12 protein-coding genes are annotated in these 12,687 nt (G+C 67.3%); 2 read left to right on the forward strand and 10 right to left on the reverse strand.

The window, feature by feature from the left end; translation table 11 throughout:
- Positions 1-136: 136 nt before the first annotated feature.
- Positions 137-973, reverse strand: coding sequence for an alpha/beta hydrolase (locus IG99_RS10940; RefSeq protein WP_051865191.1), 837 nt, complete (start codon positions 971-973; stop codon positions 137-139).
- 34 nt (positions 974-1,007) lie between these two features.
- Positions 1,008-1,388 (reverse strand): phenylacetaldoxime dehydratase family protein, encoded by a 381-nt coding sequence (locus IG99_RS48665; protein ID WP_037672368.1) that lies wholly within the window; start codon positions 1,386-1,388, stop codon positions 1,008-1,010.
- A 383-nt stretch (positions 1,389-1,771) separates the two neighbouring features.
- Here IG99_RS48665 and IG99_RS48670 point away from each other — a divergent pair, with 383 nt between their 5' ends.
- Together IG99_RS48670 and IG99_RS44125 are read left to right on the forward strand one after the other, a co-directional pair.
- Positions 1,772-1,927: a hypothetical protein gene (locus IG99_RS48670; RefSeq protein ID WP_158973172.1), complete on the forward strand. Its 156-nt coding sequence runs from the start codon at positions 1,772-1,774 to the stop codon at positions 1,925-1,927.
- Positions 1,928-2,406: 479 nt separating this feature from the next.
- On the forward strand, positions 2,407-3,432 hold the full coding sequence (locus IG99_RS44125) for a response regulator transcription factor (RefSeq protein ID WP_158973173.1): 1,026 nt from the start codon (positions 2,407-2,409) through the stop codon (positions 3,430-3,432).
- 183 nt (positions 3,433-3,615) lie between these two features.
- Here IG99_RS44125 and IG99_RS10955 read toward each other — a convergent pair whose 3' ends face one another.
- The 8 genes from IG99_RS10955 to IG99_RS10995 form a co-directional block, all read right to left on the reverse strand.
- Entirely contained in the window at positions 3,616-6,753 is a 3,138-nt protein-coding gene (locus IG99_RS10955) for a BTAD domain-containing putative transcriptional regulator (RefSeq protein ID WP_078947645.1), read from the reverse strand.
- A 201-nt stretch (positions 6,754-6,954) separates the two neighbouring features.
- Positions 6,955-7,233 carry a hypothetical protein gene (locus IG99_RS10960; RefSeq protein WP_037672370.1) on the reverse strand — a complete coding sequence of 93 codons (279 nt, stop codon included), beginning with the start codon at positions 7,231-7,233 and terminating at the stop codon, positions 6,955-6,957.
- Positions 7,234-8,504: 1,271 nt separating this feature from the next.
- Positions 8,505-9,197, reverse strand: coding sequence for an ISAs1 family transposase (locus tag IG99_RS48675; protein WP_037672373.1), 693 nt, complete (start codon positions 9,195-9,197; stop codon positions 8,505-8,507).
- A gap of 11 nt (positions 9,198-9,208) precedes the next feature.
- A complete protein-coding gene (locus IG99_RS48680; protein WP_037672375.1) occupies positions 9,209-9,463 on the reverse strand; it encodes a hypothetical protein in 255 nt (84 codons plus the stop codon).
- A 313-nt stretch (positions 9,464-9,776) separates the two neighbouring features.
- Positions 9,777-10,568 carry an SDR family NAD(P)-dependent oxidoreductase gene (locus IG99_RS10980; RefSeq protein WP_037672376.1) on the reverse strand — a complete coding sequence of 264 codons (792 nt, stop codon included), beginning with the start codon at positions 10,566-10,568 and terminating at the stop codon, positions 9,777-9,779.
- Positions 10,565-10,840: a dihydrodiol dehydrogenase gene (locus IG99_RS10985; RefSeq protein ID WP_234311807.1), complete on the reverse strand. Its 276-nt coding sequence runs from the start codon at positions 10,838-10,840 to the stop codon at positions 10,565-10,567. Before IG99_RS10985 ends, IG99_RS10980 begins: the two co-directional genes overlap by 4 nt.
- Before the next feature lie 11 nt (positions 10,841-10,851).
- Positions 10,852-11,367 carry a 3-phenylpropionate/cinnamic acid dioxygenase subunit beta gene (locus tag IG99_RS10990; protein WP_037672377.1) on the reverse strand — a complete coding sequence of 172 codons (516 nt, stop codon included), beginning with the start codon at positions 11,365-11,367 and terminating at the stop codon, positions 10,852-10,854.
- Positions 11,367-12,683 carry an aromatic ring-hydroxylating oxygenase subunit alpha gene (locus IG99_RS10995; protein ID WP_051865194.1) on the reverse strand — a complete coding sequence of 439 codons (1,317 nt, stop codon included), beginning with the start codon at positions 12,681-12,683 and terminating at the stop codon, positions 11,367-11,369. The genes IG99_RS10990 and IG99_RS10995 overlap by 1 nt, the downstream gene beginning before the upstream one ends.
- Between the last annotated feature and the right edge of the window lie 4 nt (positions 12,684-12,687).

A 12,687-nucleotide genomic window follows, 5' to 3' on the forward strand; every position in this document is an offset into this window, starting at 1 on the left:
GGTCGATCACGGTCGAGATCAGCCGCGAGGGGGGCCGCCTCCTCCACGGCGGCGGTCACCCTCACTTCCCTCTTCGGATGTGGTACTGGACATCCGAGATCCCGATGGGGCGGGATCCCGTGGCTGTCCCAGTCGATCATTGGACCAGCGCCTCCCTTTGTGGCTCGCCCTTGCCCTCACCGGCGATGTTGCAGAGCCATCGGTGCGTCATCTCCGCGATGTCCGCCCAGTTCCGGTCGAGGGTGACGCCATGACCGAAGCCAGCCGCGTAGCGGTAGTCCGCGCCCAGCAACCGGGCCAGCCGGTGCACGGCGGCCGGATCGGACAAGGCATCGTGCTCAGCCGCGAGGACGAGGAGCGGCCCCGAGATCCTCACCGGATCGACAGTGACGCTCCACTCCGTGGTGACTTGGGCCACCGCCCGTGGGGACTCCGGGATGAGGAGCTCGTAGTACCGCCGGGCAAGCTCCTCGTCGGTTCCGGAGAAGAACAGTTCTTTCGTCAGCTCGAACGGCGGCGGACCCCACATCTGAGTGGGATCGGTTGGTACCTCGAGTTTGTCAGGCGTCGCCTCCCTTGGGAGGCCGGGTGTCAGGAGCACCATGCCCGCGTGCCGATTGCGTTCGGCGTACTTCAGGCTCGCGAGTGCACCCATGCTGTGAGCGATGATGATCGGTGGCTCCTGGAGCCCGGAGGCCACCGCTTCGATATCGGGGGCCACGTCTTCGATGGAACGCCGGAGAGCCTCTTCCGGCGGCAACGGCTTTGACTTTCCGTGACCACGCCAGCTCAGAGCGTGGCAGTCCCAGCCTCTGGCTGACAGGTACTCGGTGAAATCGTCCCAGCACCACGCCCCGTGGAGTCCGCCGTGCACCAACAGCACGGGGGTCGGCCTGGCGGTCGAACCGGGATCAGGTCTCCGCCTGGCAACGTGGAGGCCGGCGACTTCGTAGTCGACGATGTGGTTAGGCATCGCGTTCTCCTTCGCCCTGGGCGATCCGGGACACTCAGTGGTCAGAAACGAGATCGGAAACAGCGCCGCTCAGGTGTCCCAAGAACGGCAGGAGACCCGTGCGGTCGTGACAGTTGAGGTATTCCGCCCGGGCACCGCCCGCCGGCACGACGTAGACCTCGTGACCGAGAACCACGGTGACGTCGGGCGCGAAGTGCCGGGCCAACTCGCCGAAGCTCTGCAAGATGGCGAGATGGGTGGGATGCTCGTGCGCCCAGGCCTCGAGGTGCGCGAGCGACTGCCACCAGGCCAGCGTGGCAGTCTGGACCTGCGCATCAGCAGGGTGGCGGACGTCGATCTTGCGGATGCTGAGACACCCGGTGTCGAGGGGTTCTCCTTGAACCAGTCGCGCTCCGCATCGGGGCAGTGCCGCCACCCTTGAGGCGACCGGATGAAGCACATGTTCTCCGGTACCTCGAACGAGACGAGACGGCTGCCGGACATCACGGCGGCCGGTGACACATCCGTTACTGTTCCGGGCAGCCCACCGTCCTCTGCGTCGTGGATGCGGTCGCGCATCGACCCGAAGTAGGAGTGGTACGGGTTGAGCTCCTTCGACCGGTTCTTCGCCATGCCCCATCGTGCATCCTGCGTGGAATACGACGTCTCCAATCGGCGGGCCGGTACCTGCAGCGACTCGACCCAGAGCCCGACGCTTCGTTCGCCCGGTTTCGGCACCCAGGATTCCAGCGGGTGCTCGGCATGCCATCGGCGGTAGTCGTCCCCCGAGACCCAGTACGCCAGGAACACGTCGTTGACATGGCCGGCCGCGTCCAGGTGTCGTCCGGCCTCGATCTGATACACGGAGGCGTCTGCTTCCAGGGCGTGCAGTACCTGGTCGCGCATGTCCTGGACGTCGGTTCCTGGGTCGTACTGGATGCCGATCTGCGCCATGACGGCGGCAACGTCCAGTGACGAGAACTCCGAACTGTATGCCGAGTAGGGATTCTGGAAGTCACTGGCTCGGATCTTCGTCACCGCTGGTTCCTCTCGTGGTTCCTCTGGTGCTCATGAGCCAGCGTGGCTGCCCGCCACCGGATGGGGCAGACCTCAAGGGAGTACCGTTGCCGGGTTGGGTACTCGTTGGGGTCCACCGAGCCTGGTGCGCCCTGCCGCGTCCGCGCCCGAGTGTCACCCGAATGGGTAATCTTCCGGACACGGCGGTCCCCCGTGGCTGCTACGGGGTCAGCACACTTGACCGCTCTCCGGCATTGGGTTGATCCTCGGATCAGCGCGAGCGGTGAGCGGTGAGACCGTCACGTGCCGGCCTTCCGGGACCGACTGGACACGAGGTTCTCGGGACACAGGCGAATGACGACGGAGCACCGAAACGAGCACTTGATGGTGGCCAGCCAGGCGAGCATCAGTCGTTTTACCAGCGAAGGGCTTCAGACGTGAACTCTTCGGTGAGCAGCAGGCTGCTTCGATTCACTGCCGAGGCGGGGGCCTGCGCGGAGCAGGACCTCCAGGCGAAGGTCCTTGATGAGCTCGGCCGCGTCGTTCCCGGAAAGGCCTCAGGGGTGTACCTCTTGGGCAGCGTGGGGAACGCAGCATCGAGCGTCCAGGCCTATGGAGTGAGCGACTATTTCCTGGCCAAGTATGAACATCAGGGTCGTGACTCGGACCTGGTGCTGGAGGCGGTGCTGACCAGTCGTTCAGCGGTGACGGAAGCTGAGATCTACGAGCCGGCCGAGTGGATGCTTCTCCCTCTGTACCGGCAGGTTCTCGCCTTGCACAGCATCGCTCATACGTTGCAGGCGCCCCTGATCGTGGCGGGGGAGGTACGGGGCACCTTGAACGTAGCTCGTACGTCGGACCAGGGCGCTTTCGCCGTGGGAGAGCTGGCCGTCGTGGAGGCACTTGGCCGTCTCTCCGGCCTGGCGATGGAAAGTGCCAGGATTGCCGAAGAGCTCGGCAGGCGACTCGCACGCGCCTCCGCGGCTCTCGACCTGATCGACGAGCCGGTGGTGGTGACCGACATCCGCACCGCCGAACGCACCGCGAACGCTGCGGCGCAGCGCATCATCGGCGGTCTCTCCGGCGGCCGGACGTTCGACGACCTCCTGGCCCGGTCACGCGACGGAGCGGCAAAGGCACCCGAGGGGACGATGCGTCCCTGCGAAGATCCAGAGACCGGTCTGAAGCTACGGTCGACGCGGTTGCCTGACGACATCCTCATCACCATCATGCACACCCCGGCTGAGGCACCTACCCATGCACGGGCTTTGATTCAGGAGGCCCTGAGCCCGAGGGAGTACGAGATCGCGGACCTCGTGGCCTCGGGCTTGAGAGACGGGCAGATCGCCGAGCAGCTCTTCCTCAGTCCCCACACAGTCAAGAAGTACTTGAAGAGCACCTACCGCAAGCTGTCACTGCGGTCACGCGTTGAGCTCACTCGTGCCATGCACGGCGGCGCCTGAACCGTCAGTCGGCAATGCGTCCGGCGGCGTCGGGCAGCGACAGCAGGCCCAAGGCCGGCCGCAGCAACGATGCTCCGAAACACGGCCGTCATCCCAGGCCGCTTCATGACCCATGCGAACGGGGCAGCGAAGTTGCTCGCCCGGCGGCCCGGGCTCTGGATCGCACAGATTCGACCTCTCGGATCAGCCTGCCGCAGGGCCGCCGCGTCGCAGCAGGGCGGGCAGGCCAAGGCCGTTCTGGGTGAACAGTCTCTCGGCTGCGGCGAGTTCATCGGCCGCAGCCGAGTCCGATCCCGCTCGCAGGCCGCGCATGTACCGCACGATGGCCAGCACACGCGGGCTCTGGATCCTTGCCGCTACCTGCTCCGCGGCCCCCAGGGCGGCGGCGAACTGGGGGCTGTCCTGCTCGGCGAGGAGCACGACCCGCGCCCATGATTCCACGGCCTCGGCATACAGGCCCACATCTGCCAGGCCGACTCCGGCGTCCAGGTGGCGGCGGATCGCTTCGGCCGATCTGCCGTCCGCATCGGCGAGGATGGCCTTGCACTGGGCGAGCTGTGCGGCCGGGGCGTCCAGCGACAGCACGGTATTCGACCGGGTCAACTCATGGACCATGTGTCGGCCGGCGTCGATGTGCCCGGCCAGCAGCGTCACCCGGGCCAATGCAGCCTTCGCCGGTACGGCGACCTCCGGCAGATCGAGTTCCTCCACCAGCTGCACCGCTTCGGCGAGCAGCACGGCGGCGCCGCGGAGATCGCCCCGGGCCTCGCAGGTCATCGCCCGTCGCAACAGCGCTCGCTGTTGGGCCCAGTTGTCGGCGCACCGGCTGTACTGTTCGGCAGCAGTCAAGAAGGCCGTTTCGGCAGCGGTGATCCGTCCGCGCGCCAGCAAACCCAGGCCACGCACCATCGAGGGTGCGGCCATGGTCCACCGGTCGCCTGACGACAGGGCCAGACGCCGCGCCTCCTCCAGGACCGCGTCCCCTTGCTCCCAGCGGCCGAGTCGGTGCAGCGCGTGCGCCCTGCCCACGTAGGCGAGGGCCAGGTCCGCGATCCGGATGCTTTCATGCCCCCGGGCCGCCTCTGCAGCCTGTTCCCCGAACTGCACGGCCTCCCGAAGGTGACCGAAAATAGAGCCTATGTTCGCCGCCCATGCCAAGGCCCGCACTCGGATCTCCGCGTCCTGTGCGGGCAGGGAAAGCGATCTGGTGATCAGCTCCCAGTCCGTTGTGCGGCCGCCGCGCATCCAGGTCGTGTATCCGAGCGCACCGACGAGCTGGTGGGCGCGGTCACCAAGGCCGCGGTCCAGCGCACGCTGGAAGGCCGCACGGATGTTGCCCTCTTCCAGCATGAGCGTGCGCACGGCCTGCGCCTGACCGGTTCCCACAAGCCGACGACTGCAAGAGGTCGCCAGAGAAACATAGACGTCCACCTGGGCATGTACGACGCGTTCGGTCCCACCTGTGGCCTCCAGCTTCCGGCCAGCGTAGAGACGGACGGTCTCCAGGAGCCTGAACCGCTCCGGAAAGCCCTCCGCCGCCTCGGCCTGCACCAGCGACTTGGCCGCCAGCCGTCCGAGCAGGGCCCGGACGTCGGTGTCGTCCTCGCCCAGATGAGTCCACAGTCCACGCACCTGCTGGGGCAGAAACGGTCCACGGAACACCGACATGCGGTCCAGCGCCTGCTGCTCCCGGCGGTCGAGCAGTTGGTAGCTCCAGCCGACCACCGATTCCAGAGTGCGGTGCCGGTCCGGGCCCCTTCCCGGGCCCCGGTCCAGCTGCTGGAACCGATCGTCCAGCAGACGCTCCACGCCGGCCAGACCCAACGCACCGGCACGTACCGCCGCCAGTTCTATCGCCAAGGGGATGCCGTCGAGTTGATGACAAACACGGCTGATGGTCCGTACGCCGGCGGCGTCAACGGTCAGACCCGGCTGTACCGCCTGCGCACGGTCGAGGAAGAGCCGGACGGCAGGCAGTGTGGCCAGAGCCACGACGTCGTCGAGGTCTGAGGGCACGGCCAGCGGCGCGACCGGATGAACGGCCTCACCGGGAACACCGAGCGGCTGCCTGCTGGTGGCCAGGATCGTGGTCCCCGCTGTGCCCGCGTCCAGCGCGGCAGAGAGTGCGGCGGCCTCGTCCGCGACGTGTTCACAGTTGTCCAGGACCACCAACACCCGACGACCCTTGAGCGCCTCGCACAGCATCTGAACGGGGTTACGCCCTCGGCCGGCTGTCCCGCCCGGCAGCGTCGCGGCACTCAGCGCGTCGAGAACGGCCAAGGCCAGATCATCACCAGGACCGTAGGATACAAGATCGACCACAATCGCGTCCTGAGCCACCGCCGGAGCCCGGCGGTCGACCAACGCCCGCGACACCTCCAGCGCGAGCCTTGTCTTGCCCACGCCACCCGGGCCGGTCAACGTGCAAATCCTGGTACGGCCGAGAGTCTTCAGCGTCGCATCGACTTCCCCCTCGCGGCCGAGGAAGGACGTGGCGGGCCGGCCTATGCTCGTCGTCCCGGACGGCTTCGCTCCAGAGACAGCCGCTCGGGTACCCCGCAGGATGAGTCGCTCCATCTCCTGCAAGCGAGCCCCAGGTACGAGCCCGTATCGGTCGTCCAGCACGCGCCGAGCCTCCTGGTAGACGGCCAGGGCATCGGCCTGCCGCTCCAGCCGGGACAGGGTCAGCATCCGCAGCGCCCAGAACTCCTCGACCGGCGGATGCTGCCTCGTCAGCGTCAACAGCTCTACAGCAGCAATGTCGTACGCCCCCTCGTCCACCTCCGCGGCCAGACACTCCTTGAGTGCCTGCAATCGCAGCTCAGCGAGGCGGTCGCTTTCCTCCGCGAGCGCAGGGACGTGCCGTACATCGGTGTAGGCGGACTCGGACCGCCACTGCGCCAGCGCACACCGATACGCCTCGGCCACGCCACCCAGGCCGCTCCGCCGGCGCACTTCCCTGGCCTCGGACAATGCGGTCTCGAACCGCGCCGAGTCGACAGCCTGGACTGGAAGGTCGAGGAGGTAGCCGCCAGGCACCGCACTCAACACGCCCGGGCCGAGCACGCGCCTCAGCGATGACACTCGGGCCTGTACGGCGTTACGGACCCCTGGCTTGTGCGCCTCCTTTTCCGCCAGCCCCCATACCTGTCGCACGATCTCCGTGGTTGCCACAGGCCGCCCCACGGATCGGGCAAGCAGCCCGACGAGACCTCGTGTCCGCCCTCCCGCGATCTCCAGCCGCCGGTCGCCCGCGTAGAGCTCCAGTGCTCCGAGGACACGCACGTCGAGGGCGTCACTGTGAGGTTCACCTGCCTTCACGGCATCCTCCTGGTTTTGACGTCCCACAGGGAGCCGGAGCGCCGCCCCGCGTCGCCACCCTCAGGACGTTGGAGAGGTCGCCCATCGCCGCATCATGTACCTCCTGTCACGGCTATGCCGGAACCGGTGGCGTTCACCCCACAGCTTTCCGATGCGCCGCCGCTATGGGGAGGCTCGGTCGCCTCAAGGTGTGAAGCCGCCTCACTGGTCGGCTCTCTCGGCCTCGGTCTCGGCCGCGGAGGAGGCCTTGCGTTGATATGCGCGGAGTCCGAGGAAACCGGCAGCGAATCCACTGATGAGGCCGCTCAGAGCATGATTCAAAGCATTGGCCGTGGCGCTGTTCGGCACACCGATCAGCGCATAGTTGATGAGGGCGCTCATTACGGCCCCCATCAGTCCGCCGGTGAGACCGCAGATCAACGAGGCGCGCATTGCGGACGGCCGGTTGGTGGCCGGCAACGGTGTACTTGGCGTGGTCATTGTCGACTGCTCCTCTTGGTGGGAATCACATCTACTGGGCTGACTCAGTGGTCACTGATGCAGATCAGGCGCCTCGGGTCAGCGCCTGTGGCGGACGGCTTTCGCTGGCTGTGCCGTCGGGCGAAGCACCTCAGACCTCGATCCTTGGTGATCGGTCCAGCCGGTCGTGATTTGTCCAGAAGGGCCGGGAGCGAGGATCGGGGTTGCCGACGGCCCGCCAAGGCCAGCCCTTGGACGGCCTGGCAGCCGAGCAGGAGCGCGGGTACGTGGGCCGGGCATGCGCTGGTAGGGGAGGCTCATGCCGGTGACCTGGTGGGCTACTACGTCACAGTGGGCGGCCCTTCGGCTGCTCGCGTCTCATGGCCGGGTTGACGACGATTGTCAGGGGTCCACACCGTCGGCAGTGTCACCCGGACGGGGACAATCGGTTCTTCTCTGCCTGAGCTCCTGCGACCTCCAGCATCACAAACCTTGCGCCCGAGGTAGGCAGTTCCAATACACCTGCAGGGGGACAGTGCGACGGCGTCGCTGTTCCCACGGTCCGTCGCCACGCTGTCAGGGGGGCGGAGCTGCGTTGGAGTAGAGCAAGCGCCTTGAGTCGCCGGTTGTCCCTTGGCCCTTCGCCCAGATAGGAGGAGACCAGTCCCGCCGACGCCGAGTGCCGCCCGTACAGCGTCGGCGGGACGTCGCACTGAGTGCCGACCCGAAGTGGGCACAGGGGGAGTCGCCGCGGCATCACCGGAACGGTGCTCGCCCTCAGCGGTGCGGTTGCGACCGGCAGCGCCTCCTTGGCGAAGAACCGCCGGACCGCGACCCAACGCAGCCCGGTCGTCCCGGCGTTCGCCGCTTGCCATGCGGCCACCCTTGTGGCGGCGGTGCTCGGTCTCATCGGCATGTGGCGGTGTCCGAGCCTCGCGTTCCGCCCCCCTGTCCGGACTTCCAGCGGGAGCGACGACGCACCGGCAGCCGCCTCCATGCGGTAAACGCCCTCCGTCTGAAGGTGATCTTCAGCAGGCCGGCTCTGCCCATCGGACCACGCCGCCGGCGTCGTCGTACCCGCCGTGATCACGAGCCAGAGAGCACACGATGGCGGAAGCTCGGCCATTGGTGACCAACTCGGGGACGACCAGGACAGCCGCGTCCACGGTGCCGACAGCGCGCGGTGAAGACAAGCTCCGGGGTCATGCCGATGCGCCTCGATTCACGTCAGGGGCGCTGCGCTTTCCCGCCACGGCGATTGCAAAGTCCGTTGATCGTGCCTTTGGCGCAGGTCAGTTGAGTCCGAGGACGGTCAGTGGCCGTTCGTAGGGGCGGAGGGCTGTGGTGCGGAGTCCGGCGGCGATGTTGGTGTGGCCGGCGGTGCGGAGCTGATTGATGGCGAAGCCGCGCAGGGTGGCCATGTTCTCCGGGCCGTGCCCGGTTCGGATCTTGGAGGCGTCCTCACGGAAGGCGGTGTCCCTCACGAAGTGGAGCCTGTTTTCGATCACCCAGTGCGCCCTCAAGATCTTCGCGCTGCGTTCCGGGGATGCCTGGCGGCTGGTCAGGTCGGTGATGACGTAGACGGTCTCGCGGCTCTGCTGTCCCGACTTGCTGTCGGTGACGTGGCGTACGACCCAGGCGACTTGGGCGGCGTGTGGGAAGCCGACGCCGAGGTCGGTGACGGTGAGCACCTGCACGACCCGGGTCTCCTTACGGCCGTGCCCCTCGGAGCGGTCGTAGTAATTTGCCGTTGCCTTGTGCCAGGGCAGGGTCCGCAGCTGCTCGTAGAGGTTCTTCTGGTTCCGCTTCACGGTGAAGGCGCAATGGGCTTTCTTCTCCTCGACAAGGAAGCGGACGTGGTCGCGCCGGGTGTGTAGCGCGTCGCCGGTCACGGTGACTCCTTGCAGGTCATAGGGGTCCAGGAGGGCGGCGAAACAGGCGATCTCGTTCGTCTTCTCAGGGACCCTGAGCTGGGTGACGGTCATACCGGTGCCGGTCATCGCGGCCGGCAGGTGCGCGGCCGGGTGGCACCGAGGCGCGAGCCACGGGCGCTCTTGCCGTCGATCGCGAGGGTGTCGGTGCCGGCCGGGTCGTGGCCGAGGAGGTCGGCCAGGCCGCCGGGGCAGGTGTCTTTGATGACTCTGCGGATCGTCGCGCCGCTGGGCGGTACCCGCGAAGGGGTGACGCGTCCCGCGCCGACACCGCGGATCGGCCGGCGTGGCCGGCCGCTCGGCCGGCGGACGCGTGGCACGGTGCTGACGAGTGGGCGACTTGACCAGACAGACGGTGCCAGACTGACGGCACATCGAAGCTCCGTTGGGCGCAGGCGACTTGGCAAGGTCACCTCCACAACGGAGCTTCGGTGCGTCCGGTCGCGCGCCCTCCCTGCATCGTCCCCCCGCTGTGACCTGCACACTCACGAGGTCACCGCAACTTTGCAATCGCCCTGCTGGGCTCATGGCGGTGCCGCAAGCACGCAGGAATGACCCCCGTGCCTGTGGCTCGCGGCCGTACCCTCGCCGTACGTTGCGCACGAGGCGCGGCCGCAAGCCACACGTGCCTCGTCAGCCCTCGGTGTGCCCGCCGTCGCTGTTGATGACGACTCCCGTGACGATCCGTGCGGCAACCGGGTCGGCCAGGTAGACAAAGGCGCCGGCGTGGTCCTCGGGAGTTGGCTTTACCTGGAGAGCGGTGCCGGCTCTGATGCGCTCGTCGCGGCCGCCCCTGGCGTCGACGGTGGACTCGCCCTGCCCAAGAGCGTCCAGGCCGGAGAACCTGGTGCCCGTGGTACCTCCCGGTGCGACCCCGTTCACCCGCACATGTGGGGCAAGATCCACTGAGAGGTGCTGTACCACGCCGCGCAGAGCCCACTTGGAGCTCCCGTAGAGGACACCTCCACCGGCAGGGCGGAAGGCCGATTCCGAGAGCGTGAGGGTCACGGAACCGCGGGTGCCGCGCAACGCCGGCCACGCCGTGGCGACCGCGACCAGAGTGCTGAGGACATTGAGCCGCCACGTCTCCTCGGCGGCACCGACGAGCTTGTCCACGGGCAGCTCACGGAGCGAGGCGTAATGATCGAACACACCGACGCAGCACGTGAGCTGATGGAGTCCTCCGCCGGCCAGGACTGCCTCTTCCACTGCTTTCGCGAGGGTGTCGGCACGGGTCGCGTCTCCTTCGACCACGTGCAGGGGCGAGCCCTCGCCCTCGCGGCGCAGTGCGGCAGCGTGCTCGGCGGACCGCTCGATCGCGGTGACCGTCGCGCCCTCTTGCAGGTAGGCCAGGGTGGCAGCCCTGCCGATGCCGGAACCGGCACCGGCGACGAGCATGCTCAGACCACCGAGGCGCCCGCTCACGGTGCCGGCCTCCTCTCCAGCAGCTCCGAGATCAGCTCCGGCTCTTGGAAGGTGAGGCAGTCGAGGGCGACCGCGTCCAGAAGGATCCTGCTGCCCCGGCGAGGCGACCAGATGTCCAGCCGCATGCCGTTGCGCGTCTCGACCTTGCGGATCACGACGTCGGCGAACTCGTTCGCGATGACGATCGGCCCCTCGGCCGACTGCTCCGGGTACTGCGAGACGTCACCGACCGGCGGACGCTCGATGGTGGGTTGCTTGCTGATCTCGTCCACGTCGTGCCTCGCTAGATCAGGATGGACAGGTTGTGCGCGTTGATCAGCGCTTGGTCGAAGGCCGCCCATCTGCGGGCCAGGCGCCATCCGTCCTCCGTGCGACGGACGACGTCCTTGCGGGAAAGCGAGTAGAGACTCGGTGTCGGACTGGTGCCACGGCTGCGGTAGATGAAGCAGTTGGAGTGAACCTTGTACTCGTCCGGGTTGTCGCCCGGGTCGACCAGAACGTTGGTGACGAAGTGCCGCGTCTGGGAGGGCGGTTGCTCCGCCCAGGCGAAGTCGGTCTCCAACCGCTGGATCCGCACCTCGAGGGTCTGCCGGTCGTCGTCGAAGATCCGCGACGTCGGCGAGAGATCCCAGACTGCGAGGCCTTCCCGGATCACTCGCAGTGGCGCTTCGTAGCGAATGTCGTCGGTCAGCATCGCCAGCCAGTCCCGGAAGCGGCGTTCGTCGAGCGCCAGCGCCTCACGGAACATGAACTCCTGGATCTCGGAGACGGTGTCGCGGTCGACGGGTCGCTCGCCCATCACGCCTCCCCTGCCAGGTAGTCCGCCCACCGGCTCCACAGGTTGCGGAAGTTGGTGTCGTTGACGTAGGGGACGACCGCGTGGCCCGGGCCCGGGAACTCCGGGTCCGGCGCGCTGTCCATGCCCATGATGTAGGGGAAGTCGACATCGCGGACCATCGTCATCCCTGCTGCCTGGGTGACCTTCGTCCAGTTCTCGAAGTCGTCCTGTTCGAAGGTGCCCGCCTGGCCGAACGCCAAGGTGTAGGCGCGATAAGCCTCCTTCTTGTACTCCTGAGAGGCGTTCTTGGGCACCAGGCACCAGGAGTACATCTCCATCCGGCCCGGACCGACGGGGTGGTAGAGCCTCATGGTGACGAATCGGACCCCGATCTCGCCGGGTTCCAGGCTGAACGGCTGCATCAGGAAGGAGAGGTTGGGGAAGACCGACCCGACCGCCGTCCGGGTGCGGGAGAACACCGCCACCTGCTCCGGGCTGAGCGACTGCTTCATTTCCGCCACCAGATCGTCGGGGAAACCCCCGAAAGGCGGGAAGTTCGGACCGTGTCCCAGACCGATGCCGTGGCCCTTTCCGGGAATGCTGACGGCCCAGCCCTGGCTGTGCGTCGAGCCCGAGGAGGGGAAGTAGCCGAGGTGGAATCCCCATTGGTGGGCCACCGGGGTGTGGTAGCCGTCGCCGGCGAAGTTCTCGGTACAGATCTTCCAGTCGGTGTCGGCTATCCAGTGGTCCGGCGGCCCGTGGACCTCGACCCCGCCGAGCCCGTGCTTGAGGTAGAGGTCCAGGTAGAACTGGAACCCTCCCAGGTATTCGTCCAGGGGCGGCGCCTCCGGGTCCAGGCAGCCGAAGACAAGCCCCTCGTAGGAGTCCACCCTGACCCGGACCAGACCCCAGTCCTTGCGCTTGAGCCTGCCTTCGTAGCCCTCCTTCATGTAGGGCACGCCCACCAGTTCGCCGGAGTTCTTGTAGGTCCAGCCGTGGTACGAGCAGCGGAAGTGGGAGGCGTTGCCCATCTCCGCCTTGCACATCACGTTGCCGCGATGCCGGCACATGTTCAGGCTGGCGTGGATCTCGCCGTGCTCGTCCCTGGCGACGATGAGGTTGTTGTTCCCGATGTACCGGGTCACGTAGTCGCCGGGATGGGGGATCTCGCTCTCGTGGGCGAGGAAGCACCACGTCTTGGAGAACAGCCGTTCCTGCTCCAGGTCGTAAACGGCCTGGTCGTTGAAGGCGCGGGCGGGGAACCGGCCGCTGTCGATACCCTCGCGGGTCTCCTCGACCCACGCGGCGAGGGACTGGGATTCCGGTTTCGTGTTCATCCCG

It is taken from the genome of Streptomyces griseus subsp. griseus, assembly GCF_000720255.1.
In the GTDB taxonomy this organism is placed as follows: domain Bacteria; phylum Actinomycetota; class Actinomycetes; order Streptomycetales; family Streptomycetaceae; genus Streptomyces; species Streptomyces griseus_I.

What these genes read in the sequence shown, in the direction of transcription:
- IG99_RS10960 (WP_037672370.1), bottom strand. Translation starts at nt 7,233, where the DNA reads ATGACCACGCCAAGTACACCGTTGCCGGCCACCAACCGGCCGTCCGCA.
- IG99_RS10995 (WP_051865194.1), bottom strand. Translation starts at nt 12,683, where the DNA reads ATGAACACGAAACCGGAATCCCAGTCCCTCGCCGCGTGGGTCGAGGAG.
- IG99_RS10990 (WP_037672377.1), bottom strand. Translation starts at nt 11,367, where the DNA reads ATGGGCGAGCGACCCGTCGACCGCGACACCGTCTCCGAGATCCAGGAG.
- IG99_RS10940 (WP_051865191.1), bottom strand. Translation starts at nt 973, where the DNA reads ATGCCTAACCACATCGTCGACTACGAAGTCGCCGGCCTCCACGTTGCC.
- IG99_RS48675 (WP_037672373.1), bottom strand. Translation starts at nt 9,197, where the DNA reads ATGACCGTCACCCAGCTCAGGGTCCCTGAGAAGACGAACGAGATCGCC.
- IG99_RS48670 (WP_158973172.1), top strand. Translation starts at nt 1,772, where the DNA reads ATGGCCGGCCGCGTCCAGGTGTCGTCCGGCCTCGATCTGATACACGGA.